Annotated in this window: 27 protein-coding genes; 9 read left to right on the forward strand and 18 right to left on the reverse strand. The window is 73.4% G+C overall.

Features of this window, described 5'->3' with window-relative positions:
• Nucleotides 1-19: 19 nt before the first annotated feature.
• Nucleotides 20-466 carry a protein-tyrosine phosphatase family protein gene (locus GA0070618_RS00830; protein ID WP_088979909.1) on the reverse strand — a complete coding sequence of 149 codons (447 nt, stop codon included), beginning with the start codon at nucleotides 464-466 and terminating at the stop codon, nucleotides 20-22.
• 89 nt (nucleotides 467-555) lie between these two features.
• Between GA0070618_RS00830 and GA0070618_RS00835 the strand changes: the two genes are divergently transcribed.
• Together GA0070618_RS00835 and GA0070618_RS00840 are read left to right on the forward strand one after the other, a co-directional pair.
• Complete coding sequence (locus tag GA0070618_RS00835; RefSeq protein WP_088979910.1) at nucleotides 556-1,698, forward strand: DUF6461 domain-containing protein; 1,143 nt, start codon at nucleotides 556-558, stop codon at nucleotides 1,696-1,698.
• 148 nt (nucleotides 1,699-1,846) lie between these two features.
• Nucleotides 1,847-2,221: a DoxX family protein gene (locus tag GA0070618_RS00840; RefSeq protein ID WP_088979911.1), complete on the forward strand. Its 375-nt coding sequence runs from the start codon at nucleotides 1,847-1,849 to the stop codon at nucleotides 2,219-2,221.
• Between the two features lie 70 nt (nucleotides 2,222-2,291).
• Here GA0070618_RS00840 and GA0070618_RS00845 read toward each other — a convergent pair whose 3' ends face one another.
• Entirely contained in the window at nucleotides 2,292-2,864 is a 573-nt protein-coding gene (locus GA0070618_RS00845) for a DUF2087 domain-containing protein (protein WP_231931559.1), read from the reverse strand.
• Nucleotides 2,865-3,250: 386 nt separating this feature from the next.
• Between GA0070618_RS00845 and GA0070618_RS00850 the strand changes: the two genes are divergently transcribed.
• The 3 genes from GA0070618_RS00850 to GA0070618_RS00860 all read left to right on the forward strand — a co-directional run bounded on the left by GA0070618_RS00850 (nucleotide 3,251) and on the right by GA0070618_RS00860 (nucleotide 4,699).
• Complete coding sequence (locus GA0070618_RS00850; RefSeq protein ID WP_088979912.1) at nucleotides 3,251-3,613, forward strand: DUF952 domain-containing protein; 363 nt, start codon at nucleotides 3,251-3,253, stop codon at nucleotides 3,611-3,613.
• 49 nt (nucleotides 3,614-3,662) lie between these two features.
• The gene (locus GA0070618_RS00855; RefSeq protein WP_088979913.1) at nucleotides 3,663-4,166 is read left to right on the forward strand and encodes a hypothetical protein; all 504 of its coding nucleotides are present in this window, start codon (nucleotides 3,663-3,665) and stop codon (nucleotides 4,164-4,166) included.
• Nucleotides 4,167-4,237: 71 nt separating this feature from the next.
• Entirely contained in the window at nucleotides 4,238-4,699 is a 462-nt protein-coding gene (locus GA0070618_RS00860; protein WP_088979914.1) for a hypothetical protein, read from the forward strand.
• A 122-nt stretch (nucleotides 4,700-4,821) separates the two neighbouring features.
• Here GA0070618_RS00860 and GA0070618_RS00865 read toward each other — a convergent pair whose 3' ends face one another.
• Both GA0070618_RS00865 and GA0070618_RS00870 read right to left on the reverse strand, forming a co-directional pair.
• The gene (locus tag GA0070618_RS00865) at nucleotides 4,822-6,333 is read right to left on the reverse strand and encodes an MFS transporter (protein ID WP_088979915.1); all 1,512 of its coding nucleotides are present in this window, start codon (nucleotides 6,331-6,333) and stop codon (nucleotides 4,822-4,824) included.
• A gap of 40 nt (nucleotides 6,334-6,373) precedes the next feature.
• Entirely contained in the window at nucleotides 6,374-7,090 is a 717-nt protein-coding gene (locus GA0070618_RS00870) for a siderophore-interacting protein (protein ID WP_088979916.1), read from the reverse strand.
• A gap of 114 nt (nucleotides 7,091-7,204) precedes the next feature.
• Here GA0070618_RS00870 and GA0070618_RS00875 point away from each other — a divergent pair, with 114 nt between their 5' ends.
• Nucleotides 7,205-7,771 (forward strand): GNAT family N-acetyltransferase, encoded by a 567-nt coding sequence (locus GA0070618_RS00875; protein ID WP_088979917.1) that lies wholly within the window; start codon nucleotides 7,205-7,207, stop codon nucleotides 7,769-7,771.
• 136 nt (nucleotides 7,772-7,907) lie between these two features.
• Here GA0070618_RS00875 and GA0070618_RS00880 read toward each other — a convergent pair whose 3' ends face one another.
• Genes GA0070618_RS00880 through GA0070618_RS34210 form a run of 6 tightly spaced genes read right to left on the reverse strand, consistent with a single transcriptional unit; the run spans nucleotide 7,908 to nucleotide 13,885 of the window.
• Complete coding sequence (locus GA0070618_RS00880; RefSeq protein ID WP_088979918.1) at nucleotides 7,908-9,488, reverse strand: hypothetical protein; 1,581 nt, start codon at nucleotides 9,486-9,488, stop codon at nucleotides 7,908-7,910.
• A complete protein-coding gene (locus tag GA0070618_RS33240) occupies nucleotides 9,488-9,787 on the reverse strand; it encodes a YciI family protein (RefSeq protein WP_094977956.1) in 300 nt (99 codons plus the stop codon). Before GA0070618_RS33240 ends, GA0070618_RS00880 begins: the two co-directional genes overlap by 1 nt.
• The gene (locus GA0070618_RS33245; protein WP_094977955.1) at nucleotides 9,784-11,106 is read right to left on the reverse strand and encodes a helix-turn-helix domain-containing protein; all 1,323 of its coding nucleotides are present in this window, start codon (nucleotides 11,104-11,106) and stop codon (nucleotides 9,784-9,786) included. Before GA0070618_RS33245 ends, GA0070618_RS33240 begins: the two co-directional genes overlap by 4 nt.
• A gap of 40 nt (nucleotides 11,107-11,146) precedes the next feature.
• A complete protein-coding gene (locus tag GA0070618_RS00890) occupies nucleotides 11,147-11,980 on the reverse strand; it encodes an SDR family NAD(P)-dependent oxidoreductase (protein ID WP_088979919.1) in 834 nt (277 codons plus the stop codon).
• Nucleotides 11,977-12,957 carry an alpha-ketoacid dehydrogenase subunit beta gene (locus GA0070618_RS34205; RefSeq protein WP_197701709.1) on the reverse strand — a complete coding sequence of 327 codons (981 nt, stop codon included), beginning with the start codon at nucleotides 12,955-12,957 and terminating at the stop codon, nucleotides 11,977-11,979. The genes GA0070618_RS00890 and GA0070618_RS34205 overlap by 4 nt, the downstream gene beginning before the upstream one ends.
• Complete coding sequence (locus GA0070618_RS34210; protein WP_197701768.1) at nucleotides 12,950-13,885, reverse strand: thiamine pyrophosphate-dependent dehydrogenase E1 component subunit alpha; 936 nt, start codon at nucleotides 13,883-13,885, stop codon at nucleotides 12,950-12,952. The genes GA0070618_RS34205 and GA0070618_RS34210 overlap by 8 nt, the downstream gene beginning before the upstream one ends.
• Nucleotides 13,886-14,015: 130 nt before the next feature.
• On the opposite strand from GA0070618_RS34210, the gene GA0070618_RS00900 reads away from it, so the two are divergent.
• Nucleotides 14,016-15,146 (forward strand): mandelate racemase/muconate lactonizing enzyme family protein, encoded by a 1,131-nt coding sequence (locus GA0070618_RS00900; protein ID WP_088979920.1) that lies wholly within the window; start codon nucleotides 14,016-14,018, stop codon nucleotides 15,144-15,146.
• A gap of 113 nt (nucleotides 15,147-15,259) precedes the next feature.
• Here the strand turns inward: GA0070618_RS00900 and GA0070618_RS00905 are convergent, their stop codons facing one another.
• The 6 genes from GA0070618_RS00905 to GA0070618_RS00930 all read right to left on the reverse strand — a co-directional run bounded on the left by GA0070618_RS00905 (nucleotide 15,260) and on the right by GA0070618_RS00930 (nucleotide 21,066).
• Nucleotides 15,260-15,658 (reverse strand): L-rhamnose mutarotase, encoded by a 399-nt coding sequence (locus GA0070618_RS00905; protein ID WP_143740288.1) that lies wholly within the window; start codon nucleotides 15,656-15,658, stop codon nucleotides 15,260-15,262.
• Nucleotides 15,655-16,488 carry a carbohydrate ABC transporter permease gene (locus GA0070618_RS00910; protein WP_088979921.1) on the reverse strand — a complete coding sequence of 278 codons (834 nt, stop codon included), beginning with the start codon at nucleotides 16,486-16,488 and terminating at the stop codon, nucleotides 15,655-15,657. The genes GA0070618_RS00905 and GA0070618_RS00910 overlap by 4 nt, the downstream gene beginning before the upstream one ends.
• On the reverse strand, nucleotides 16,485-17,444 hold the full coding sequence (locus tag GA0070618_RS00915; RefSeq protein WP_088979922.1) for a carbohydrate ABC transporter permease: 960 nt from the start codon (nucleotides 17,442-17,444) through the stop codon (nucleotides 16,485-16,487). The genes GA0070618_RS00910 and GA0070618_RS00915 overlap by 4 nt, the downstream gene beginning before the upstream one ends.
• A gap of 64 nt (nucleotides 17,445-17,508) precedes the next feature.
• Complete coding sequence (locus tag GA0070618_RS00920) at nucleotides 17,509-18,807, reverse strand: ABC transporter substrate-binding protein (RefSeq protein ID WP_088979923.1); 1,299 nt, start codon at nucleotides 18,805-18,807, stop codon at nucleotides 17,509-17,511.
• On the reverse strand, nucleotides 18,794-19,822 hold the full coding sequence (locus GA0070618_RS00925) for a Gfo/Idh/MocA family protein (protein WP_088979924.1): 1,029 nt from the start codon (nucleotides 19,820-19,822) through the stop codon (nucleotides 18,794-18,796). Before GA0070618_RS00925 ends, GA0070618_RS00920 begins: the two co-directional genes overlap by 14 nt.
• Nucleotides 19,819-21,066 (reverse strand): M20 metallopeptidase family protein, encoded by a 1,248-nt coding sequence (locus tag GA0070618_RS00930; protein WP_157748906.1) that lies wholly within the window; start codon nucleotides 21,064-21,066, stop codon nucleotides 19,819-19,821. Before GA0070618_RS00930 ends, GA0070618_RS00925 begins: the two co-directional genes overlap by 4 nt.
• A gap of 111 nt (nucleotides 21,067-21,177) precedes the next feature.
• On the opposite strand from GA0070618_RS00930, the gene GA0070618_RS00935 reads away from it, so the two are divergent.
• Both GA0070618_RS00935 and GA0070618_RS00940 read left to right on the forward strand, forming a co-directional pair.
• Nucleotides 21,178-22,023 (forward strand): amidohydrolase family protein, encoded by an 846-nt coding sequence (locus tag GA0070618_RS00935; RefSeq protein WP_088979926.1) that lies wholly within the window; start codon nucleotides 21,178-21,180, stop codon nucleotides 22,021-22,023.
• A gap of 160 nt (nucleotides 22,024-22,183) precedes the next feature.
• The gene (locus tag GA0070618_RS00940) at nucleotides 22,184-23,524 is read left to right on the forward strand and encodes a hypothetical protein (protein ID WP_088979927.1); all 1,341 of its coding nucleotides are present in this window, start codon (nucleotides 22,184-22,186) and stop codon (nucleotides 23,522-23,524) included.
• A gap of 90 nt (nucleotides 23,525-23,614) precedes the next feature.
• Here GA0070618_RS00940 and GA0070618_RS00945 read toward each other — a convergent pair whose 3' ends face one another.
• Both GA0070618_RS00945 and GA0070618_RS00950 read right to left on the reverse strand, forming a co-directional pair.
• Nucleotides 23,615-24,856, reverse strand: a complete 1,242-nt coding sequence (locus GA0070618_RS00945) for a DUF1501 domain-containing protein (protein ID WP_088979928.1) — start codon at nucleotides 24,854-24,856, stop codon at nucleotides 23,615-23,617.
• A 17-nt stretch (nucleotides 24,857-24,873) separates the two neighbouring features.
• Nucleotides 24,874-26,160 (reverse strand): DUF1800 domain-containing protein, encoded by a 1,287-nt coding sequence (locus GA0070618_RS00950; RefSeq protein ID WP_088979929.1) that lies wholly within the window; start codon nucleotides 26,158-26,160, stop codon nucleotides 24,874-24,876.
• Nucleotides 26,161-26,231 lie beyond the last annotated feature (71 nt).

Raw genomic sequence — 26,231 nt, forward strand, 5'->3', positions numbered from 1 at the left:
GGCGCGCGCGCCCGGACGGTCAGCCGTCGCTGCCGGTGGGACGGAAGCTCGCCACGTAGCGCTTCTGCCAGAACGTCTCCACCGCGCGGCGGTGGTAGTGCCGCCGGACGAACGCCACCGCCTCGGCCGGTGGCACCCCGTCGATGACCGCCAGGCAGGCCAGGGCGGTGCCGGTGCGGCCCCGGCCGCCGCCGCAGGCCACCTCCACCCGCCCGGTCGCCGCCCGCTCCCACGCCTCGCGCAGCAACGGTCCGACGGCGGCCCGGTCCCGGGGCAGCCGGAAGTCGGGCCAGGGCAGCCACCGGCTCTCCCAGTCCACCGGGGGTGGCGGCGCGCCGAGCAGGTAGACGCCGAAGGTCGGGGCGGGACCGGCCGGCGGTCCGGCCCGCAGCCCACGCCCCCGGACCAGTCGGCCCGAGGGCAGGCGCAGCACCCCCGGAGCGGTCGGCTCCCACGTCGTGTCCATGAGTCGATCGTAGGGAGCGGGCGGTCCACGGGACGAGCCCCGTGGTCCGTCCGCGCGCGGCTGTCGTACGTGCCCGCGAGGATGCCGGCGTGCATGCTCTCGACCACTACACCGATCTGCTCGCCCGGCCCGACGTGCCCACCGTGGCGCTCTGCCTGACGGTGGTCGCCGTCGGCGACACCGACGAGGCGCTGCTCCGTTACGACGCCTTCCAGCCCGACCGGCGGGCCACCCTGGTCGACCTTGCCGAGGAGGTGTGGATGGAGCCGGTGCGGATCGTCGTGGCGGACCGGCACGGCGACGGGGTCCTGCTGGTGGAGCCGAACGGCTTCCACGGCACGCGGCCGCCGGTGCTGCGGCGACTCTCCCGGGGCACGACGGCCGCCAGCGTGTACTGGAACGTCAACGCGGTCAGCCGGCTCAGCTACGCGTGTGACGGCGAGGTGATCGCCGCTTTCGAGATCCTGGGCGGCCCACCCCGGGACCTGCCGCCGGTGCTCGTCCCGTTCCTCGATGGACTGGACTTCGGCCCGGGGCTCGCCTGGGCCTCCGCGTTGACCTTCCTCGAACGGGTCGCCGGTGCTCGGCTGACCGCGGACTGGTTCCACGCACCGCACCCGGCCTCATTGATCGTCGACCCGGAGCGGTTCGATCGCCCCGCGACACTGGCCGCCCTGCTGCCCGGAATCCGCGACCACCACTGGTCGTCGCGGAGCGTGGGTGGACCGAACCTGCCCGAGCCGGCCCGGGCGGTCTTTCGGCGACGCGCCGAGGGGCGGGGCCGGCTACTCCGCCGGGCCGCCGACCTGACCGTACGGCAGGTGCTCCCGGACGTGGCGCTGTCCGACCCGGCGAGTCTGACAGAGACCGAACGGCAACAATGCCGGGCGGACCTGATGGCGGCGGCCCGGGAGAGCTACCGGGCGGGAGCCGGACGGTACTGGGCCGACGAGGACGATGACGACGACGGGCCGACCGGCGGCGGCATCGAGGATCTGGTCGCCGAGATCTCCGCCGAGCAGGCGGCCGAGGAGGCGGCCCAGGCCGCGCTGCGCCGGAGCCACGCCCTCGCCGCCGCTCGGCACCGGTTGCTCGCCGACCCCCGCGCGGCTCTCGCCGGTGCCCTGGCCCAGGCCCGGTCCGCCGACCCGGTGGGTTGGCCGCACCTCCGTCAGCAGGTCACCGACCTGCTGACCCGGACCGACCCGGACGCCGTGGCAGAGGAGGCGTGACCCATGGAGGTCGTCACCGGGAGGTGGCTCTCCCGACCGGACGCGCCGGTCGACCGTCCGGCATGGACGGACCCCCGGCGGTCACCTGATCTGCTACGGTTCCGCGTGCTGATCCACGTTCTCGGATGAACTCTCGAAGGGCCGGGACATGAACGTCGCCCTGTGGGCCATCGCAGGTCTGCTCGCCGCCGTCTTCCTGGTCATCGGCGGCATCAAGCTGACCCGCCCCAAAGAGAAGCTCCTCGCCAACGGCATGGAGGCCCTGGAGCCGTTGCCGCCCGGTCTGATCAAGTTCATCGGCGCGGCCGAGGTGCTCGCCGCGTTCGGGCTGATCCTGCCCGGCCTGCTCGACATCGCCCCGGTGCTCGTGCCGTTGGCCGCCGTCGGGCTGCTCGTCATCATGGTCGGCGCGGTCGTCACGCACGCCCTGCGCCGAGAGGTCGGCCCGGTCCTGCGGAACCTGGTGCTGGTCGCCCTGCTCGTGCTGGTGGTCTGGGGCCGTTTCGGGCCGTACGCCTTCTGACCGGCCGGGCTGACCGTGGTCGCGCTGGTCGCCAGCGCGGGCCCCGACGGCACCACGGGCCGCGACGGCGTCAGCTCAGACCCATCGCCCGGACGTGCCGTTCCGCCCGGCCGGGCTCGCCGGCCGGCTCCGGGCCGAGCCGGTAGACGCCGTCCGCCCGGGAGAGGATCCGCAGGTCGACGAGGTACCGGCGGATCGTCACATGGTCCACTTCTCCCCCGTCGCACCAGGCGCGGAGCCGCTCGTTGACGGCCGCCTCGGGGTAGTCGACGCCGGGCGTGAAGGACCGTTCGGCGACGTGCCGCAGCAGGTCCCGGCGGCGGCCCTGCTGGGCCGGGAGGCTGACCAGCCGGTCGCCGCGCAGGAACGGCCGGAACCCGACCTCACCGCCGGGCCCGTCGGCGACGGGCGACGTGGCGCGCGCCAGCTGGCGCAGCCGGTCGTAGTCCACCCGGAGGACGTCGCCCTCCGCGACCACGAGTTCCTGCTCACGCAGCCGGCGCAGCGCCAGCAGGGCCGCCTTCGCGCCGACGCCGGAGGCCGCCACCACCGCGTCGGGCGTCACCGCCCCGAGCGCGACCGCGCCGAGCACCCGCAGCCGATCCGGCTCCGCCATCAACCGCACCACCGTCTCAGGAGTCACGTTCCCTTTCTCGCCGTTCCGTGCTCGTCCCTCAACAGGTTTTCCGTCGCCGGGCGACCCTTCTGCCGATCTCCTCGCCGACAACGACGGGACAACTCACCCGGAGTGACCGCACTGGCACCGCCCCACCCCGTACATCCTTTGCTCTGCACCCTTTCACGCACCAGACACCCTCGGTCACTGGCGGCTCCTCGCACCGGGACACGTCGGCACACCACAACACCTGCTCAGCACCGGTGTCGCGCATCCGGGTGCAGAGCAAAGGGGAAAGCCAGGAAACATGTCGACCAGCAGAGGGTCACCCAGCGTGAGAACCCACTGCCACCTCAGCCAGCGACACGTACCGTGACCCGGCGGGACGGCGGGGAGTCCGGTACCGTCCGGCTGTGCTTTTCCACATCGCCGAGGTGGCGGACTGGCAGCGGGCCCGCGAGGCCGGGGACTACCGGGTGTCCACCCGGGGCCGCACCCTCGCCGAGGAGGGCTTCATCCACGCCTCGCGGCGTGACCAGATCCTCGGCGTCGCCGAGGCGTTCTACGCCGATGCCGGGCCGCTCCTGCTGCTGCACATCGACCCGGCCCGGCTGACCGCTCCGGTCCGCGACGACGAGGTCGCGCCGGGGGTGGTGTTCCCGCACGTCTACGGCCCGCTCAACCTCGACGCCGTCGTCGCCGTGACCCCGCTGCCCCGGGCCGCCGACGGGACGTTCCGCCTTCCCGACGAGCTGCGGGACGATCCGGACGCTTGACCGGTCGTGGCAGCGTGGCTGTCGCACCGCAACGGACCGGGAGGCCCGCATGTCCTCACCCGCGCAGAAGCCCGGATCGCCCCTGCTCGCGGTCGACGGCGGCATGCTCGTGGCCACCCTGCTCGCCCTCGCCGGGTACCTGCTGCCCTGGTTCCGCAAGGGCGACGGCTACGCCTGGTCCTTCTCCGGCTGGGCCTACGCGTCGCTCAGCGACGGCGGCGGCTGGACCCTGCTGACCTTCGGGTGGCTGCTGGTGGCGGGCGGGGCTGCCCTGCTGGCCCGGGGCAGCACGGCAGCGGCGATGACCGGGGTGGTCGCTGCCGTGGGCACCCTGGTCACCAGCCTCGCCGTGGTGGCGGCCAGCTTCGCCGTCGTCGGTGAGCAGACCGCGCTGAACCCGGTGGCGCAGCTGCCCTTCGACGTCGGCCTGCCGGTCCTGGCCGCCGGGCTGGGGCTGCTGCTGGCCACCTCGTGCCGGGCAATCGTCCGGGGTGAGGCGCATGGTCGGGGCGGCCCGGACGCACCGGGCCGGCCGCCCGCGAATATGTCGTAGATCTGTCCCGAACGGTTGGCCGGGTCGGGGAGACGGTCCAGGTAGAAACCCTCTCCCGAAAGGAAACGGCCATGAATCGCAGGATCCGTCCGCTGGCCGCGGTGACCGCTCTGACCGCCCTCCTCGCAGCCGGGCTGGTCGCGCCGGGCACCGCCCAGGCCGGATCGGGCGCGACGCCCGGGCCGGCGGCGCACGGTTGCGCCCCGCTCCGGCCCGAGTCCGACTTCTACGCCGGCGGCCGGGTGGCCACCGTGCTGCTGACCGTGCCGGAGAACCCGACCTGCACCACCATCAGCGTCTCGCACATCGTGGACGTGGCCGCGCCAGCGGACCGCTGCCAGGACTTCCTCGTCATCTTCTACCCCACCGACGGCAGCGAGCCGGTCGCCACCGAGCCGGTCACGGCCTGCTCCCACGGCCCGCGTTCCCGCCCGGTGGTCCTCGCCACCGACGTGCCGGACGGCGCGCCGTACCGGGTGCTCTACGAGATCGACTACCTGGGCCAGGACGTCCGGTTCACCGTCCGGCACTGACAGCGGCCCGAACCAGCGCCCGCAGCCGGCCCGTCATCCCCCGGACCAGGTCCGGGGGATGACGGGCCGGTCCCGGTCGGCGCGCAGCGGGCGGCGACGTCCGCCCGGGACCGGTCCCGGGCTCAGTCGACCCGGCGGGCCGCGCGGTGCAGGAGCAGGGCGGCCAGCAGGCCGCCGACCAGGACGGCAACCGCGCCGACGGTCTGGCCGACGACCACGGCCGAGGAGAACGCCTCGGCGACCGACTGGCGTTCGGGTTCGCTCCGGGCGGCGGCCATGGCGGCGGGGAACGAGGCGGCGCCCGCCAGGGCGACCGGCAGCGCCGCCGTGAACCGGGTGTTCATCACCGCGCCGAGCACGGCCACGCCGAGGCTCGTGCCGACCTCCGTCATGGTGCCGTCCACCCCGGCCCCCGAACCGGCCCGGTCGACGGGGATCGCGCTCATCACCGCCTCCACGATGGCCGGATTGGCCACGGCACAGCCAGCGCCCATCAGCACCAGACCGCCGAGCAGCACACCGTAGCCGTCGGTCGGGGCGTGCGCGGCGACCACGAGCCCGGCGGCGAGCGACGTCATGCCGGCGGCGATGGCCGCCGGGATGCCGAGCGCCCGGATCAGCCGGGCGACGACGCCGACCAGGTTGAGCAGGACCACGGTCGACGCGAACGGCACCATCCGCAGTCCCGCCTCCCAGGCGGTGTGCCCCCGGACGAACTGCAACTGCTGGGCCAGCAGGAACAGCGCGCCCGCGCTGCCGAAGGTGATCAGGACGACGCCGGCCACCGCGCCGACGAACCGCCGGTCCCGGAACAGGTCCATGTCGAGCATGGGATACGGGGTACGCCGTTCCCAGCCGACGAAGAGGCCGACCAACGCCACGCCGGCCAGGGCCGCGCCGAGCACCGACGGGGCGCCCCAGCCGTCCTCGGGACCACGGATGACCGCGTAGACCAGCGCGGTCAGCCCGCCGGTGGAGAGCACCGCCCCGACCAAGTCGAGGCGTCCGCCGGTGGCTCCACGTGACTCGGGGACGAGCGACGCGACGGCGACCACGCAGAGCAGCACGATCGGCACGTTCAGCAGGAAGATCGCCGGCCAGGCGAAGTGCGCGAGGACGAGCCCGCCCACCGGTGGACCGGCGGCGAACCCGAGCGCGCTCACCGCCGCCCAGATGCCGATCGCCCGGGGCCGCTCCTCGGCGTCGAAGACCTGCATGGCCACCGCCAGGGTGCCGGTCACCAGGAGCGCGCCACCGACGCCGAGACCCGCCCGGGCGGCGATCAACTGCCCGCTGGACTGCGCGGCCGCGGCGGCGAGCGAGGCGAGCCCGAACAGGACGAGCCCGGCCAGCAGCATCCGCCGCCGGCCGTAGCGGTCGACCACGCTGCCGGCGGTGAGCAGCAGACCGGACTGCACCAGGGCGTACGCGTTGATCACCCACTGGATGTCGGCGGTGCTGGCGTTCAGGTCCCGGGTCAGCGCCGGCACCGCCACGGTGAGCACGGTGTTGTCGAGCACCACGACCAGCTGGGCGAGGCTGAGCACGGCGAGGATGAGCCAGCGGGTCGGCAGCCGGCTCGAGACGGTCTCGTCGCGGGTCGGGGGGCCGGCCGTGGTGGGCGCGGCGGTCACCGGGCACCCACCGCCGGCGGGCCGGAGTGAACGACTGGGGTCACCGGGCGGTCCAGTAGGCGAGCGAGGAGACCTGCTGCTTGCCGGCACCGAGGCCGCGCCGGAGGTGCCGGGCGATGCTCCGGTTGCTGCCCGCCTCGCAGGCAACCCAGTAGTAGGCCCCCTCGGTGTCCGGCGGGATCGCCGCGCACACCGTGTCGACCAGGTACTGGCCACCGTCCTGACGAGGCACCCACATCACCTTGTGGTGTCCCCGGGCACGCGGGGTCAACGCCTGCTCGTCGTCGTGGGCGTACTCCAGCCAGACCGTGGCGGGCACGTCCCCGGCGTGGTCGAGCAGGCTGTTGACCGCCGGCAGGGAGGCGGCGTCGCCGACCAGGTAGAGGTGGCGCGGGGCGGGGTCGTCAGGCAGGGCGAACCCGGTGCCCTGGACGGTGGCGTCGATGGTGTCGCCGGGGCGGGCGCCGGTGGCCCACCGGGCGGCGACGCCGTCGTGCAGGGCGAACTCCAGGTGGAACCGCCCGGTGTCCGGGTCCGGGTCGACCAGGGTGTACGCGCGCTGGTGCGCCTTGCCGGCGTTGTCGAACCACAGTCGGACCCACATCGTCGGGTGCACGCCGCAGGCTTCCAGCAGGCCGCCGCCGTCGACCAGCAGCCGTTGGTAGCGGGCGTTCACCGACTCGGACTCGAGCACGGTCAGCCGGAAGTCCCTGCCTCCCATGGCCTTGAGCACCAGGGCTTCCCAGTTCCGTTTCACGCGGTCCTCCCGTACAGTCCTGCCCAGTTAGGCAAGGCTAACCTAAACGATCGGTTCTGGGGAGAGGTGTCGTGCCGCGCACCGGACGACCCGCACGACCATGAGATGAGGCACGTGATGTACGAGGAGACGATCCCCGGCTTCGGCACCCTGTCGCTGACACCGGTGGACCCCGCGGTCCACGCCGGACTGTTGCACGGATGGGTCACCCAGCCCCGGGCAGTGTACTGGGGTATGGGCTCCTACACGCCGGACGACGTCCGCGAGATCTACGAGTTCATCGACGGGCTGACCACCCACCACGCCTACCTGATCCGACTGGACGACGTGCCGGTGGGCCTGTTCCAGACCTACGAGCCGGCAGCCGACCCGGTCGGCGAGCGGTACGAGGTGCGCCCCGGCGACATCGGCATGCACCTGCTGCTGGCCCCGCCCACGGGCACCGGGCGCGGCCTGACCACGGCGGTCGGGCCGGTGCTGGCCCGGTTCCTGTTCCGCAATCCCGCGCACCTGCGCATCGTGGTCGAGCCCGACGTGCGCAACGAACTGGCCCTGCGCCGGCTGGAGCGCGAGGGCTTCACCTTCGACGACGAGATCGACATGCCCGACAAGCGCGCCCAGCTGGCCTTCCTCACCCGCGAGCGCTTCGAGGCCGACCACCCGCAGCCGGTGGCCCGCTAGCCGACGCCCCGACCCGTCACCCCGACGCGCCGCAATCCGGGCCACCCCGACCGCCAATCACGTGAGCGGGACGGTCGGGGCGGCGCGGGTGGGTGAGCCGGGGCGGGGCGGTCCCGAGCCGGGCCGCCCGGCGACGTCAGGAGGCGGCGGAGTGGGCGTGCCGGGCGGCGCGTTCGGCCAGCCACAGCCAGCGGCGCTGCACGTCCCCGGCGGTGGCCGCGACCATGGCCAGGGCGTCCGACCGGACGGCGTCGAGCGCCTCCGCCGTGGCGGCGGCGTCGTCCAGCACGGCCGCGCCGTCGGCGAACGCCTGCGCCTCCGCCGGGCCGCCGAAGCGGGGGGCGACGTCGTCGCGCCAGAAGTCGGCCCAGGCCAGCTCCGGGTTCCAGGTGAACCGGGCGTACGCCAGGTAGCTGACCTCGTTCGTCGGGTGGTACGCCGACGGCTCGGCGAAGATGGTCAGCCCGCGCAGTCCGGCCGCCCCGGAGCGGGTGGCCATGTCGGCGTACATCTCCGGCACCCAGGAGTGCCGCTGCCGGTTCCACTGCGAGCCGGCGTGGGTGCGCAGCACGTTGGTGGTGTGCGGGAGCCGTTCGACGTGGTCGGCGGTGAGCCGGTCCCGGTTGTCGTACCAGAAGCCCCGGTTCACGCAGTACTGGTACGCCACGTCGTCGGGCAGGTCCGCGAGGGGCTTCTGCGCGTCCAGGTCGAAGATGTTGTCCCAGTAGACCTCGACCAGGTGCCGCAGCGGGACCCCGGCCGGGCCGGTCCGCCGGGCGGTGTCCAGCAGGGTCGGGTACACCGACCGCATCGCCTCGTACGACCACGAGGTGCGTTCCCCGCCGGTGCGGGCGGCGCACCGGGCGCAGGCGCAGCTGCCGTAGTCACCGGTCTCGAAGTTGATCCCGCCCACCGGCAGGGTGTCCAGCAGCCAGTCCACGGCGTCGCGGTGCCAGGCCAGGTTGTCCGGCTGGGACGGGCAGGCGGCCATCATGTACTCGCTGGCCGGGAAGTGCAGGTCGCCGAACTCGTCAATGTCGAAGCCGACCTTCTTCGGCAGTTCGGCGGCGAGGTCGGGGCGCTGGCGCAGCCAGGTGGCGAGGTTGTAGCGGTGCCGGCCGTCGAAGTAGATGCCGCCGTAGGCGTTGATCCCGATGCCGGCGACGATCCGCACACCGCGCTCGTTGGCGTACTCGCACAGCTCACGGGCCGCCTCGACGCCGCCGTGGGCGTCGCGCAGCAGCCCGTACACGACGATGCCGCCGATCCGCTCCCGGCTACAGAAGTCGACCAGCCGCCGGTAGTCCGCGCCGAACGCCTCGGCCGACTTGGCGTACGGGTTGAGCGCGCCGATCTCCTGCTGGCCGAGCTGGCGCAGGTCCCAGTTGGTGGAGTGGTCCCAGGTCCACAGGGTGCGCAGCGGCAGGCCCGGCGCCCCGGTCCGCACGCCCACCGGCAGGCCGGCCGGGGTGGCGGAGTCGGCCAGTTCCCGGGCGGCGTACACCAGCCCGGCGAAGGGGTCGCCGCTGACCCGGATCTCCCCGGTCTCGGGCACCTCGATCCGGTAGCCGCCCTCGGGTAGGGCCGGGTCGGCGGTGAACCGGACCGACACCCCCTCGGACGCCCGGCCCAGGGCCTCCTCCACCAGCCGGGCGGCGTACGGCGCGGACTCGGCGCCGTGCACCCGGACCCCGGCGATCCGGCGGTACTGCGACATCATGACCTCCCGAGGGACTGCGGGGTGGCGGCGAGGTACTCGACCACCTCGATGGCCGTCCAGACCCCGTGCTGCCAGTACGGATCGTGTTCACAGCGGGCCCGTGCCGCGTCGGCGTCGGCAGCCCGCAGGACGAGGACGGAGGCGGCCAGGTCGGCCCGCGCCCCGGCGACCAGGGCGGTGCCGTCGGCCAGCAGAGACGCCACGTGGGCGAGGTGGGCGGCGCGGTACGGCTCCCGCCGGGTGCCGGCGTCGGCGGCGAAGGTGGCGGTGACCAGGTAGGTGGGCTCGAACCTCACGTGCCACCGCCGATCGCCTCGCCGAGGCGCTGCATGGCCACCCGGTAGACGGTCTGCGGCCGGCCCGCGCCGGTGCTGACGTGCAGCCCGACCTCCTCGGCGAAGCCCGCCGCCCGCAGCGCCTTGAGCAGCCGGCGCGCGGAGCGGGCCTCCACCCCGTACGCGTCGGCGAGCCCGCGCGCGGTCACCTGGTTCGGGTCCATCTGGTGCAGCGCCTCCAGCAGCCGGCGGGTGGAGAGCGGCCCCAGCCGGAGCTGTTCGGAGACCCGCAGGACGCCCGGCGCGGTCTCCCGGAGCCGCTGCTTGACCGGGCTCTCCCGGCTGGAGTAGATCTCCCCGTCCGGGAAGACCACGTGGGTGTCGCCGCTGCCCCGGCCGAGCGCCAGCGCCTTGCGGGCGTTGTCCTCGGCGGCGGCGATGGTGGTGCCGGCCCCGAAGCCGACGGTGTGCTCGACGTCGACGCCGCGCAGGGTGAGCAGGGAGGCGTGCCCGGCCCGGTACCGGGCGATGGCGCTCTCCACGGTGCCCCGGGTGGTGGTGATGAGCATCGTCCGGTCGTCGATCGTGCCCAGCCGGCCGCGCATCCGCTCGGCGTGCTCCAGCAGGGCCTCGCGCAGCCGCAGTCGGGCCCGTTCCGCCTGGTACTGGTCGCCCTGACGGCCGGCCGGCTCGGCCAGCTCGATCATCATCACCGCGATCTGGGTGCCCCGGGACTGGCGTACCTCGGCGGCGAGCCAGGCCCGGCGCAGCGCGTCCCGGACCGAGGCGCGGGTGTGCTCGACGCGCCAGACCGGCACCCCGGCGTCCCGCAGGTCCCGGTGCACCGCCCCGAGGCAGGTCAGGCAGGCCTCGACCGCGCCCGAGGCGTACCGCTCCCGGTGGTACGCGGTGATCTCGTCGAGGCCGGAGAAGAGCAGGCCGGAGGAGTCGGCGATAGGCAGGATCTCGGTCGGCGGGGCCTGCTCGATGTCGTGGTACGTCTCCCGGACGACGTCGGCCTCGATGGTGTCCACACTCACCCGGGGCAGCCGCCCGCCGTTGGCCAGCAGCATCCGGGACAGCGTCCGGTAGAGGTCGATGCCGGCGTGCGGCACGAAGTCGATCTCGGCGCGCAGCCCACCGGTCGCGGCGGCGAACGCGTACGGGATGCGCCCGGTGAAGAGCATCACCTGGCACAGCTCGTCGAGTTCCCGGGCCAGCTCGGGAGCCTGTTCCGGCCGGGTGTAGGCGCGTACGGTGAGGTCGGCGGCGCGCTGTTCGCCCTCGGCGACCTCCTGTACGAGCCGGATCGAGTCCTCCGGACCGATGATGCCGATCATCGTGTTGCCTCCACGTCGTCGCCGCCCTCGGGTGGGGTGCTCAGCCGCTGTGCACGGTGCCGACGACACCGTCGCTGGCCGGCGACGCCAGCAGCACCAGTGCCGACGCCACGTCCTCCGGGCGACCCAGCGCGGCCTCGATCGCCGCGACCCGGCCCCCGTCGGTGCCGTTGGCCCGCGCCTCGTCCAGCGACCGCCGCATCAGCGGCGTGTCGATGTCGCCGGGACAGAGCGTGTGCACCCGGATCCCCTGCGGACGTAGCTGCCGGTCGAGGGTGAGCGCCAGCCCGTGCAACCCTCCCTTACTCGCGCCGTAGGGTACCGAGCCCGAGCCGGTGAGCACGCCGGCCTTCGATCCGACCAGCACCAGCACGCCGCTGCCGGGGGTGAGGTGCCGGGTGGCGTGCTTGGCGACCAGGAACGGCCCGGTCAGGTTGACCGCGATCACCCGCGCCCACAGCTCGACCGGGACGTCCCGCACGTCCAGCCCCTGGCCGCGCATCACCCCGGCCACGTGCAGCACGGCGTCGATACCGCCCAGTTCGGCGGCCACGTCGTCGAGGGCGGTGGCGACCTCGTCCTCGACGGTCACGTCCACCCGGCGGGCACAGGCGGTCGCCCCGGCGCGGCGGGCCTCGTCGGCGGCGGCGATCGCGCCGTCGCCGTCGGCGTCCAGGACGGCGACCGCCGCGCCCGCGTCGGCGGCGGCCCGTACGGTCGCCAGGCCGATGCCGGAGGCTCCACCGACCACGACCACCCGCCGGCCGGCCAGCAGACCGGCCGACGGGGTGGAGTTGGCCGACGAATCCGGACCGGCCGACGGGGTGTGGTCGACCGACGGGTCCGGACCGGCCGAGGGGGTGGGGCTGGTCATCGACCGACCGTCCGCCGCACCGCGGCCACCACGTCGGCCGCCTCGGGCACCACGGCCTGCTGGAGGGTGGGGGCGGCCGGCATCGGCAGGTCGGGCAGGCCCACCCGGGCCACCGGGGCGCGCAGGTCGGCGAAGCACTCCGCCGCCGCGCGGGCGGCGATCTCCGCGCCGAACCCGCCGGTCAGGTTCGCCTCGTGGGCCACCACCAGCCGGCCGGTGCGGGCCACCGAGGCGGCCACGGTGTCGAAGTCCAGCGGGTTGAGCCAGCGCAGGTCGATCACCTCGGCCTCGATGCCCTCCTCGGCGAGGGTGCCGGCCGCCTCCACCGAGGCGGACACCATCCGGGACCAGGTGACCACGGTGACGTCGCCGCCGGGGCGGACCACCCGGGCCCCGCCGACCGGCTCGACCGGGGCGTCGGTGCGCACCGGGCCGCGCGTCGGGTAGAGCATCCGGGCCTCGGCGACCACCACCGGGTCGTCGCTGACCACGGCCGTGCGCAGCATCTGGTACGCGTCGTCCGGCGTGGCCGGCAGCGCGATCCGCAGCCCGGGGGTGTGCGCGAAGTACGCCTCCGGCGAGTGCGAGTGCTGGGCGCAGGCGCCGGGCGAGTAGCCCTGCTGCATCCGGATCACCAGCGGGGCCTTCCAGCGGCCGTTGCTGGCGTACCGGATGGTGGAGATCTGGTTGACGAACTGGTCCATCGCCACGAACGAGAAGTCCGCGTACATGATCTCGGCGATCGGCCGCAGGCCGGTCATCGCCGCCCCCAGCGCCATGCCGAGGAAGCCGGTCTCGGAGATCGGGGTGTCGAAGATCCGCGCGGAGCCGAACCGCTTGTGCAGCCCCTTGGTCGCGCCGAACGGCCCGCCGGGGAGGGCGACGTCCTCGCCGAAGTAGACGGTGTCCTCCCGGCTGTCCAGCGCCCAGGTGAGCGCGGCGTTGACGGCCTGGATGTAGCGCAGGGACTCAGACATGGACGTGCTCCTTGACGGTCGCCGGGTCCGGGAACGGCACGGCGCGGGCGGCAGTGACGGCGGCCTCGATCTCGGCGGCCACCTCGGCGTCGACGATGTCGAGCCGGGCGGTCAGGTCGGCGTCGGCGGCCTGCCGGATCCGCGCGAGGGGCTCGCGTTCCCGGGCGGCGGCGATCTCGCCGGCCGGCCGGTAGTGCTGCACGTCGCCGCTGTAGTGGCCGACCAGCCGCTCGGTCATCGCCTCCACGATGGACGGCCCGCCGCCCTCGCGGGCCCGGGTGACCGCCTCGGCGACCGCCTCGGCGACGGCGTCGCAGTCGTTGCCGTCGACCACCCGGCCGGGCACGCCGTAGGCGGGGGCCCGGTCGGCGAGCTGCCGGATCCGCACCATGTCCTCGATCCGGGACATCTCGGAGTAGACGTTGTTCTCGACGACCAGCACCAGCGGCAGGTCGAGCACGGCGGCGAGGTTGATCGCCTCGTGCACGTTGCCCTGGTTCATCGCGCCGTCGCCGATGCTGACCACGGAGACCGCGCCGCTGCCGGTGCGCTGGGCGGTCAGCGCCGCCCCGGCGGCGACCGGCACACCGGCGCCCACGATGGAGTTCTCGCCGATGAACCAACGCCCCGGGTCGGTCAGGTACGGCGAGGCGGCCCGCCCGCCGCACAGCGCCGAGTCACGTCCCATCATCTCGGCGAAGAGCCCGACCAGGTCCACGCCCCGGGCGATGGCCCAGCCGTGTCCCCGGTACGTCGCGGTCACGTGGTCGCCGTCGCGCAGCGCGCGGGCGGCACCGACCGGGATCGCCTCCTGCCCGTTGCACAGGTGGATCGAACCCGGGACCTCACCGGCGTCCTTGAGGGCGGCCAGCCGCTCCTCGAACCGGCGGATCCGGGCCATCGACCGATAGTCGTCCGGCAGACCCATCACACCCCCAGTGTTAGTTAGAGCCTTATTCCGGCTCGTTCGCATCGGAGCCTAGACCAGCGGCGTAAGGCTATGGAAGAGTGCAAGAGCAAGTTTCTGGCCGTTATTGGTCTCTAATTTGGGGGCAGGTATGGAGATCACCGCCGTCGAGTCGGTGGTGCGGGGCGACGCGCACTTCGTCCAGCTGCGGACGTCGGACGGTCTGGTCGGCGTGGGCCAGTCCGCCTGCTGGGGCTACCCCACCGCCGTGCACGCCGTGGTGGAAGCGTTCCGGCCGCACCTGCTCGGCGCGGACCCGAACCGGATCGAGCACCACTGGCACCACCTCTACCGGATGGGTCCGTTCCGGGGCTCGGTGCTCACCGCCGCCGTCTCCGCGGTGGACATCGCCCTGTGGGACCTGCTCGGCAAGCGACTCGGCGTGCCGGTCTGGCAGTTGCTCGGCGGTCGGGTACGCGACCGGATCCGGCTGCACCTGCTGCTGCCCGGCACCGGAGCGGAGGCACTGGCCGCGCAGGCGGCGGCGGCCGTGGCCGACGGCTTCACCGCGGTCAAGTTCGACCCGCTCCCCGCCGACTACGGCGACCTGTCGCTGCACCGGCTGGTCACCGCCACCGAGGCCACCACCGCGGCGGTCCGCGAGACCGTCGGCCCCGACGTGGACCTGCTGGTCGAGCTGCACCGCAAGCTCACCCCGTTGCAGGCCGAGGCGGTGGTGCCGGCGTTGGCCCGGCACCTGCCGCTGCTGGTCGAGGACCCGGTGCAGATCGACAGCATCAGCAGCCAGGCCACCGTGGCCCGGCGGGCGCTCGGGGTGCCGATGGCCAACGGGGAACGGCTGCACACCATCTGGGAGTTCAAGGAGCTGCTCGCCCAGGGCGGCGCCCAGTACGTCCGCCCCGACCTGGGGCTGGCCGGCGGGATCAGCCACGCCCGCAAGATCGCCGCGCTGGCCGAGGCGTACCACGCCGCCGTGGTCAGCCACAACTGCCTCGGGCCGCTGCTGACCATGGCCTCGGTGCACCTCGACGCGGCCATTCCGAACTTCGTGACGCAGGAGTACTCCCCCCTCGACGACCAGCTCGCCGACGGCCCCGCCCGGGCGTGCGTCCGCCGGCAGGGCGGCTGGCTGCCGGTGCCCGAGGAGCCGGGGCTCGGCGTCACCCTGGACCTGGCCGACGACACCCCGCTGGATCTCACCGGCCGCCCGCTGACCCGCATCCCGCTGCGCGCCGACGGTTCGGTCGCGTACGCGGTCTGACCGCCGGAGCGCGCCGCGCTCCCCGACGACAGCGACGTGGCCCGGCGGCAGATCCCGCCGGGCCACGTCGTCACGCGGCACGCCAGTCCGCCGGGGCTGGCCGGACCGGCACGTCAGTCCGCCGGGGGCCGACCGGCGTGGTGGAAGACCGGGTACGCCCAGAGCGGCTCGCCGTCGGCGTCGGCGATCTCGGCGAACAGGTGTGCCAGCGACTGGGTCCACCGTCGCTGCACGGCCGACGCACCGGTGACCCGGTCCGCGTACCGGAACCCGTGCCGGGTACGCAGCACACAGACGAGCAGCAGCCCGTGCCGGTAGATGTGGTAGTCGTAGATGCCCGCCTCGTCGAGCAGCGCCGACATCTCCGGCCAGATCTCGGCGTGCCGCCGCTCGTACTCGGCCTCCGCGCCGGGCCGCAGCCGGTACAGGTGACAGACCTGCGCCCCCGGCCCGGCGTCGGCCGGGCCGGGGGTGACCGCAGCCGGGTCCGGGGTGGCCTCGGCCGGGCTCACTTGCCCGAGCCGGCGAGCGCGCCGGAGACCAGTTGCCGCTGGAACACCAGGTAGATGATGAGCACCGGCAGCAGCGCGACGATCAGGCCGGCGCTGACCAGCGGCACCGAGACGTCGTACTGCCCACTGAGCAGGGACACCCCGACCATCAGGGTCTTGCTGTCCGAGCCACCCATGATCACCAGGGGCAGCAGCAGGTCGTTCCACATCCAGACGAAGTTGAAGATGGCCAGCGCCGCGAGCGCCGGGGTGGCGATCGGGGTGAGCAGGCGGAACAGGACGGTGAAGTGCCCGGCCCCGTCCACCCGGGCCGCCTCGATCAGCTCGTCCGGGATCTGCTGGAAGTACCCGGCGAGCTGGTACGTGCCCAGCGGCAGCCCGAAGGCGGCGTAGGCCAGGATCAGCCCCTGGTACTCGCCGGACATGCCGAGGTCCAGCACGGTCTGGTAGAGCGGGTAGATGATCGCCTGACTGGGGATGGTCAGCGAGACGATGATCAGCAGGAAGACCAGTTTCTTGCCCCGGAACCGCAGCTTGGTCACCACGTACGCGACCAGCAGCGCGGCCAGCACCGACAGCACCAGCCCGCCCACCGTGGTGACGAGCGAGTTGAACAGCAGTCGGGGCATGTCCATCCGGCGGAACGCCTCGACGTAGTTCTCCAGCGTGATCCCACTGGTCGGCAGGCCGAGCGGGTCGCGGGCGAAGCCGGTCTGCGTCTTCAGGGAACTGACCACGGTGAACAGCAGCGGGTAGATCGCCGCGACCGCGACGACCACCAGCGCGAAGGTCAACAGGTAACGCCCGATCCGGGCGGCGTGCGTGTTCATCGCGGCTTGCGGGTCCCCTCTTTGAACATGTGCCGCACGCTGAACACGGACAGCAGGGCGACGAAGACGAAGAGCGCGATGCCGATGGCCGAGCCGTAGCCCCGGTCGAGGAACTGGAAGGTGGTCAGGAAGACCAGGTACTCCGGCATCATCGTGGCGTCACCGGGGCCGCCCTGGGTCAACGCGTAGATCAGCGGGAACAGCCAGATCAGCACGCCGGACGCGCAGAGCACGCTCCAGTACGCCACCGTCGGGCGCAGCATCGGCACCACCACCGAGAACAGCCGCCGCCAGAAGCCGGCCCCGTCGAGGTAGGCGGCCTCCAGCACCTCGTCGGGGATGGTGGAAAGCCCGGCCAGGTAGGTCATCACGCCCAGACCGAAGAAGCTCCACAGCGCCACCGCGACGAGCGAGAAGATCGCGCTCCACCGGCCGTTGAGCCACTCGATGGCCAACGGTTCCAGGCCGACCGCGCGCAGCGACGCGTTGATCGGCCCGTCCGGGGCGAGGATCTGCCGGAACATGATGCCGACCACGATCGGCGCGATGGTGTACGGGACGAAGTAGACGGCCCGGAAGAACTTCCAACCCGGTGCCCGCTGGTGGATGAAGACCGCCAGGATCAGCGGGATCACCACCCAGAACGGCAGGGTGGCGACCACCAGCAGGGCGTTGCGGAAGCTGGTGAGCACCATCGGGTCGTCGAGCATCCGGGTGTAGTTGTCCGCCCCGGCGAACGACCCGCCGTCGAACCCACTGGACGACTCGAGGCTGGTGATCACCCCCCGGACCAGGGGCACCAGCTTGAACGTGACCACGAGGGCCAGGGCGGGCAGCACCAGGGCGGCCCCGAGCCACCACTCCCGCGCCCGGCCCGCCCCGCGTGGCGCGGGGGTGGGCCGGGCGGGTTCGTCGGCGCCCGCCGACTTCGCGACCGGCACGGTCGAAACGGTCATCAGGGTTCCTTCCCCGGGACTCACCGGTCGCAGGCGGCACGTCGGCCGCCTGCGACCGGTACGGTCACTTGCCCTGCTTCTTCGTGGGACTGCGCTCCAGCGCCTGCTGCATCTGCTCGGCCCACTTGTCGACGGTGAGCTGGCCCAGGGTCACCTGCTGCCAGCCCCGGGCGAGCGCGTCCGCCTCCGGACCGGAGAGCATCACGCCGGCGTGCAGGGTCGGCTCGGCCACCAGCTCCTGGATCTTCCGGAACGCCGGGGAGGAGGGCAGCAGCGCCGGGTCGACGTTCTTGTTCAGCGGCTGGCCCTTGGCGTGCTTCACCCAGAGTTCGCCGTTCTCCTTGCCGGCCAGCCAGGTGATGAACTCCAGGCCGGCGTCCTTCTTCTCGCTCCACTTGGTGACGCCGTAGACGGCGCCCTCGATGCCGGAGAACTTCTGCGCCAGCGGGGCGTCCGGGTTGATCGTCGGCCAGCGGGTGACGCCCAGCTTGTCGTCACCGAGGGCCTTGCCGAAGGCGTCCCAGTTGACCGCGTCCGAGATGATCGTGCCGGCGAAGGCGGCGTCGCCGCGCTGGAAGATGTCCGCGCCGTCGGGCAGCATCGTGATCGACGGGGCGTTCTTGTTCGTCCAGCCCTTGGTGGTGATCTCGGCCAGCTTCTCCAGGACGGACACCAGCTTCGGGTCCGTCCAGGACAGGGTGCCGGCCAGCAGGCCCCGGATGTCCTCCTCGGACAGGTAGTTGCGGGCGATCTCCGGGAAGTCCCAGTAGGCGGGGAAGGTGCCGGAGAGGCCGAGCGCCAGGCAGGTCTTGCCCGACTTCGTCACCGCGTCGCAGGCCGCGCCGAAGTCGGCCCAGGTGGCCGGGGGCTTCTCCGGGTCGAGGCCGGCGGCGCGCAGGACGTCCTTGTTGTAGTAGAGGACGTTGCCCTGGTACGAGAAGGGCACCCCGTAACACGGCTTGGCGGTGTCGAAGCCCTCGCACGCGCCGCTGTAGGTGACCAGGTCCTTGTTGATCTCGGCGGCCTTGTCGCCGAGCGGCACGTACGCGCCGCGCCGGTCGAACAGCTCCAGCCCGGCGTTGTTCGCCATCACGTCCGGCCCGGACTGCGAGGTGATGTACGGGCCCTGCACCTCGGGGTACTTGTCGAACGGAACGGACTGCATCTCCAACTTGATGTCCGGGTGGGCGGCCTCGAAGCTGGTCTTGACCTGCTGCCAGTACTCGGTGCCGCCCGGCTCCCAGGTCAGCACCTTGAGGGTGACCGGGCCGTCGGAGGCGTCGTCACCGCCACCGCAGCCGGTCAGCAGCGCGGCGACCGCCGTGCCGGCGGCGACGACGCCGGCCAATCTACGTCGAAACATCGGCAGAAGCTCCTGTCACGTGAGGGGGGCTCGGGGGGATCCGGCGGACCGCGCCACCGGCGGTGGCGCTGTCGACCACGGCCTCGGCGACCCGGACGACGTGCAATCCGTCGGCGAGCGGGACCACCGCCGCCGGTTCGGTGCCGTCGACCTGGCCGAGGAAATGCCGCAACTCGGCGGCGAGCGCGCCGCCGCCGTCGGCCGGGGAGAGGAGCCAGTCGGGCGCCTCGGTCGGCTCGCCCTGGACGAGCAGCGTGGGGTGGCCGAGGTCGACGTGCGCGACCCCGTCGGTGCCGTACACCTCGACCAGGTCCGAGGTGTGGTTGGTGGCGTGCTCGGGGAGCAGGTAGCTGTTGCGGATCGACGACACGACGTCGTTGGCGTGCCGAAGCTCCGCCCACACCAGGACCGGGCTGGCCGGTCCGGGTCGGGTTCGGGTCACCGCGCGGACCTCGACCACCGGCGCTCCGGCGTACCAGAGCGCCAGGTCGATGTCGTGGACGGCGGTGAGCAGCGCGGGGTGTTCGCGCGGGAAGAGGCGGCTCAGCGTCCGGGGCCGGTCCCGGCGGGACGACACGGCGAGCACGTCGCCGAGCCGGCCGGCGCGGACCGCCTCGTACAGGGCCCGGTGCGGGGCGCTGTGCCGCAGGATGTGGCCGGGCTGGCAGAGCACGCCGGTCCGCTCGGCCGCGGCCACGATCGCGGCGGCGTCGTCGACGGTGGCGGCCAGCGGCTTCTCCACCAGCACGGGGACCCCGGCGGCGAGCAGGTCGACGGCGACCGCCCGGTGTGCCGGGCCGGGCACGCAGACCGAGGCCGCGTCGGGGCGGCCGGCGGCGAGCAGGTCGGCGACACAGGCGTGGGTGCGGGGCACCCCGTACTCGGCGGCCACCCGGGCGCGGGTCGGGGCGTCCGGCTCGACCAGCGCCGTCACCGGCACGCCGAGCGACCGGTACGCGGCCAGGTGCCGTACGCCGAACGCCCCGGCCCCGACCACCGCCACCGCGCGGGTCATGCCCGGACCGCCTCGACCTCGGTGGACCGTCCGTCGCCGGCCGCGATCCGGTCCCCGCCGACGGCGGCGGCGTCCCCGCTGGCGAGCCGCCCGTCGAGGACGGCCCGGGTGAGTCGCTCCAGGGCGGTCACGCCCGCCGCGAGACAGCGCTCGTCCACGTCGAAGCTGCCGGAGTGCAACGGCGCGCCGCCGCGCTCGCCGGTCACCCCGAGCTTGACGTAGAGGCTGGGACCGAGCGCGCCGAGCAGGGCGAAGTCGTCGGTGGTCAGCGGCGGCTCGGCCAGGTCGGCCACCTCGACGGAGCCGGGCAGCTCGGCGTGCGCGAGCCGCACCAGCGACCCGGCGTTGCGGACCGGGGGCATCTCGTTGGCCCAGGTGAAGCGCACGCCGAGGTCGAGCGCGGCGGCCTGCTGCCGGGCGATCCGCTCGATGACCTCCTTGAGGCGCTCGCGGGTGGCCTCGTCGTGGGTACGCAGCGTGCCGGTGGCCTCCGCGTGGGCCGCGACCTGGCTCTGGCTCGCGCCACCGGAGATCGTGCCGATGTTGAAGGCGACCAGTTCGTGCGGGTTGCAAGACCGGGCGACCCCGGCGTGCAGCAGGTTCACGATGCCGCTCAGGCCGAGGATGGCATCCCGCCCGAGGGCGGGGGTGGCCGCGTGCGCGGCCCGACCGAGCACCTCGATCCGGAAGGCGTCCTTGGCGGCCATCGCCGTCTCCCGGTCGACGCCGACCGTGCCCACCGGCAGGTCGGGCCAGCAGTGCAGGCCGAGGACGGCGTCGTAGCGCCGCCCGCGCAGGGCCTCGTCGGCGAGCGCCGCGGCGGCCCCGGACGCCTCGCCGAACGGGATCTCCTCGGCCGGCTGGAAGAGCAGGGTCACCGACCCCCGGGCGGGCGGGTCGGCCGCGAGCCGGGCCGCGACACCGTAGACGACGGTCATGTGCACGTCGTGCCCGCAGGCGTGGCAGACCCCGGGGTTGACGGAGGCGTAGGCGGCCTCCTTGGCATCCTGGACGGGATAGGCGTCCATATCGGCCCGAAGTAGCACCGAGGGTCCGGGGGCACATCCGTCGATCTCGACCAGCAGGCCGGTGCCGGCAATTCCGGTCCGGACCTCGCCGATGGGAGCCAACCGGTCGGCCAGGGCAGCCGCCGTACGGTGCTCCGTGAACCGCAGCTCGGGGTGCTGGTGGAGCTGCCGACGCAGCCGTACCAGATCGTCAACGTCCTCGTGCACCTGCACCACGCGGCTCCACTCCTCGCCTGCGGCCGATAATCCGGACCTAATTGAGACAAGAACTTAAGCGAGCGGTCCTCCCACGTCAATGGCCTGGTCGGAGTGGGTTAGGGTCCCGCCATGGAACGCGCCGACGCCCATCTGCACCTGTTCGCCGCCGGGTATCCGGGCCGCTACGGACGGTCCCCGGCCGGCGGTGACGAACTGGCCGTCTACGAGTCGCTGCGCCGGACGCACGGCATCGACCGCGCACTCGTCGTCGGGTACGAGGGCGCACCCGAGTTCGCCGGCAACAACGACCACCTGGCCGGCCTCGCCGCCGACCACGACTGGATCGCCCCCGTCGCGTACGTTCCGCCCGCCGGGCCGGCGGACGGCCTGGACCGCTGGTGGTCGGCGGGTTTCGCCGGGATCTCGGCCTACCTGGCCGACGCGGGAGCCGCCCGGACGTTCGCCGGCTGGCTGGCCGACGCCGCCGCCGACCTGAACCGGGCAGGTGCGGTGATCAGCCTGAACGCCACCCCCGGCGCGACCGCCCACCTCGGCCCGGCACTGGCCGCTCTGGGCGACTGCGCCGTGCTGGTCAGCCACCTCGGCCTGCCCGGCGCGCACCCCACGCCGCCCGACCGGGACGCGGCGGCCGTCACGCTCGCGCCCCTGCTCGGGTTGACCGACCTACCGCACGTCGGGGTCAAGGTCTCCGGCCTGTACGCGGTCAGCGAGCCGGCGCACGCGTGGCCGCACGACAGCGCCCGCCCTTTCGTCGAGGTCCTGCTCGACGGCTTCGGACCACGGCGTCTCTACTGGGGTTCGGACTTCTCCCCCAGCCTCGACCACGTCTCGTTCGCCCAGACCCTGCATCCGGTCGGCCTGGACGGGCTCTCCCCCACCGAGGCAGCCGACGTGTACGGCGGCAACCTCCGCCGCGCGCTACCCGACCAGGGACGCCGCACGGTCGACGGGTGAGCCCAGGCCACCCGGATCACCGGCGTACCGGGCTCCCAAGATGGTCGCAGTCGGTACCAAGTGGACAGCCATGAGTTACTTTGGATCTTCCATGCCCCCTGGTCGGCTGGTTCACTACTCGCGCTACCAATATCAGCCGAGCCTCGGGGAGCCCTCGACCATGCCTGAAACCAACCCCTTCCGGCGCAGCCGGCGCGTCGCGTCCTCGGCGCTCGTCGGCGTCGTCGCCGGTGTCGTCCTGACGACCGTCCCACCCGCCGCCGCCCATCCGGGCGAGGCGGTCGAGGCGACCAGGGCCGGAAGCGCCACCGAGAAGATCACCACCCGCCCCGTCATCACCCCGCCCAGCGAGCCGACCACCATCGGCGTGCCGGCCGAGTTCAGCGTTACCAAAGGGGGCGGCAGAACCCCTTACGCGTACGTCTACCAGCTGAACGCCGGACCGCCGGCGCAGGTGCCGGCCGACGCCAACGGCGCGGCCACCATTTCCGTGAAGCCGACCTGGTTCACCAACACGCTCACCGTCTACGGCCTGTTCACGGGCGGCCCCGCCGGGGAGAGTTCCACCATCACGTTCAACTCCGATCCGGCCCCCGTCGCCCCCGACGCGGACCTCACCGGCGACGGGGTCGCCGACCTGCTCACGGTCGGCGGCGCCCACACCCTGCCGGCCGGGCTCTGGCTCGCCACCGGGAACGCCGCGACCGGTATCGACCCGGTCAGCACCAACATCGGATTCCGGGGATACGGCATCGACGGCAACGACCCCGCCGACTTCACCGGCAGCCAGATCATTACGGGACGGTTCTTCGGCGAGTCGTTCCAGGACGTCCTCGTCTACCACCCGACCGGCGACAACGCCGGCGGTGCGGCCATCCTGCGCGGCACCGGCGACGGGTCGCCGCTGCACCCCCAGCTCAGCGGCAACCACGTGGCCATCATCGCGGACCAGTTGAAGGACGAGTACGGCAACTCGCCCCTTCAACTCGCCAACGCCGGGGACAGCCGCCGGCTCGGCAACGACATTCCCGACCTGATCGGCATCAGCGGCGACGCGACCAACGGACACCACCTCACCTACTACCCGAACTTCTTCACGCCCGGCGGCTACCTCCTCGCCACCCGGGCCACCGCGCTGACGCCGACCGGCGGCACCGACTGGAACAACTGGACCATCGCCACCACCCAACTCGCCGGCGGCACCGCCATGTTCCTGTGGAACCGCACCACCGGCGCACTTCACCTGTGGACCGACCTGACCTTCAGCCAGGACACCGGTCAGCTCACCTACACCGCGTACCACCTGGCCACGAACTGGAACACCAACGCCGCTATCGACCTACGCGCCGCCGACATCGACGGAAACGGCACGCCGGACCTGTGGACGGTCGGCGGGGCGGCCTCGGTCACCCCGTGGCTCGTGTCGAACCTGACGTCCGCCGGCACCGGAACGATCACCGCACAGCCCGCCCAGACCCTGGTCACTCCCAGCCAGCCCTGACCGTCCGGGCCAGCCCCGGAACGCTCGGGACGTGACGGGGGAGGACGCTGCCGTTCTCCCCCGTCTGTTCCCGGCAGGTTGCCGGGCCGGTCAGAGGACGCCGGTGAGCCGGCCCCGCCAACCGGCGAGCACCTCGCCCGGATCGGTGTCGAGGGTCTGCTCCAGCAGGGTGGCGTAGACGTCCCGGAAGTCGGTGGTGAACCTCAGGTCGCCGTCGTCGAGGTCGGTGAGGCTCGGCGCTTCGCCGTACAGGCCGCCACGCACGCCGTTCCCGAGCAGCAGCACGTTCGAGGCGGTGCCGTGGTCGGTGCCGTCCGAGGCGTTCGCCCGCACCCGGCGGCCGAACTCCGAGTAGACCGCCACCACCACCTTCCGGCCCGCCTCGGTCCGCGCCATCCGGTCGACGAAGCCGGCGACCGCACGGTCCACCTGACCGAGCAGGATCTCCTGCAACTGCCTCTCGTCGGCGTGGGTGTCGAAGCCGCCCAACGAGACCGAGAAGACCCGGGTGGCGACCCCCGCCTCGACGCACTGGGCGACCAGGTCCAGCTGGGCGTCGAGCGGGGTACGCGCGCCGCCGGTCGCGGTGGCCGGCGTCGCCTCGCCCTCCTGCTCCGGCGCGTCGGCATCTCCGGCGTCGCGCACCTCGCGGATCATCTCGTCGACGCTGCGCAGGTCGGCGAAGCACGCCGCCGCGCGGGCGCGGGCCGGGGTGTCGTCCGGCGAGCCGGTGGCGAACGCGGCCATCGTCGACTCCGGCAGCCCCCGTCCCGCCTTCCGCTCGGTCACCGGCACCGCCGCGCCCGCGCTCCGTTCGCCGGCCAGCAGCGGCGGCAGCACCGGCTCGAAGGAGACCGCGAGTCGGGGGTCGCCCCCGGCCCGGTCGAGCCACCGGCCGAGCCAGCCGGTGGTGCCGGGGCGCTCCGGCTCGGCGGTCTGCCAGATGTCCATCGAGCGGAAGTGGCTGCGGTCCGGCTTCGGGTAGCCGACCCCCTGGACCACCGCCAGCCGCCCCTCGCCGTACAGCCGGTGCAGGCCCGCCAGCGCCGGGTTCAGCCCGACCTCGTCGTCCAGCCGCCGCACCTCCTCCGCCTCGTACGCCAACTCCGGCCGGGCGTCCCGATAGGCCGGGTCGGCGTACGGGACGACGGTGTTCAGGCCGTCGTTGCCGCCGTACAGGGTGACCAGCACCAGCGTGCGGGCCTGCGGGTCACGGTCGCCCGAGGTGGCGAACAGGTCGTCCAGGCGGTACGCGGTGACCCCGGCCGCCAGCGCGGTCGCCCCGACCACCCCACTGGCCACCAGGAACCGCCGTCGCGTCACGGTGTCCACGGTGCTCCTCCTCCCGGTCAGCAGACCACGTACTCGGGGCTGACCAGGCCGGCGGCGATCAGCTTGCGGGGTTGCCCGGCCAACGGGGTCAGCGCGGCCCGGGTGCGGTCGCTCCACCGGTCGACCACCAGCAGCCGGGCCAGCGCGTCGACCCGCCCGTCAGGCGGCGCGGCCGACAGCCGGGCCAGCACCGTCGACGCCGCCATCCCCGCCAACGCGTCGGCCGTACGGAGCCGGGCCTGGAGCGACGAGGTGGTCAGCCAGGCTGCGCCGGCCGGCCAGCCGCCGACGCTCGGTGGCCGCAGCGGCACCTGGTCCAGCGCGGTCAGACCGGCGGTCAGCCGCCGCCGGCCCGCCTCGGGCAGGGCGGCCGGCCGGACGCCGAGCTGCCGCAGCGCGCCGACCAGCCACTCGACGGGCTGTTTGACCAGGGTGTCCCGGGTCTGCGCGAAGTCGGGCGCGGTGAGGATCCGGCGCAGGGTGGTGATCGTGTCCGGGCCGGCGAGGTCGGCCGGCGGCGGTAGGTCCGGACCGGCGAAGCGGAACCAGAGCCGGGCGGCCACGAACCGCGCGGTCTCCGGCCGGTCGGCCAGCAGTTGCGCGTACGAGCCGGCGTCGAAGGCGGCTCGCCGGCCGAGGATGGTCTTCGGGCCGGGATCGTGTCGGCGGGCCTCGAACCGGGCCGTGCCGGTACGGCGGTCCACCACCCAGCCGGTCAACGCCCGGGCCCCCTCCTTCACGTCCGCCTCGGTGTAGCCGCCGCCGTGGCCGAGGGTGAACAGCTCCATCAGCTCGCGGGCCAGGTTCTCGTTCGGGGCCTTCCGGGTGTTGCGCTGTCCGTCGAGCCAGAGGATCAGTGCCGGGTCACGGACCATCGCGTCCACCAGCGGCGGCAGCGGCCCCCGCCCGTACCGGCGCAACGTCTCCAACTGGCGGAGCATCAGCGGGGCGGACCTGACCTTCTGGACGCTGGTCGCCCAGTGGCCGTGCCAGAAGAAGAGCAGCTTCTCGCCGAGCTGGTCGTCGGTGGTGACCATCCGCTCCAGCCACCACTCGGTCAACCGGAGCACCTGCGCCCGGCGTTCCTGGTTGGCCTGCTGACGCTGCGCGCGGTCAGCCTCCCGGGTGAGCTGCGCGGCCGGGTCCGGCCCGAGGTCCGGCAGGGGGGACGCCGCCGCGCGGACGGCGAGCAGCCGGTCGAGCGTGGCCGCCACGCCGACCCGTTCCGCCCGGTCCACCTCGCCGGCGGTCGGCCCGAACGTGGCCCGCCGCAGCAGGTGGGCGACCGCTTCCCGCTCACTCATTCGATCGACGATAGCCGAGACGTGTTCGGGTACGGTACGGACGCGGTACGACCGCTGTGGGTGGTCCCCCG

The organism is Micromonospora echinospora (assembly GCF_900091495.1).
GTDB lineage: Bacteria > Actinomycetota > Actinomycetes > Mycobacteriales > Micromonosporaceae > Micromonospora > Micromonospora echinospora.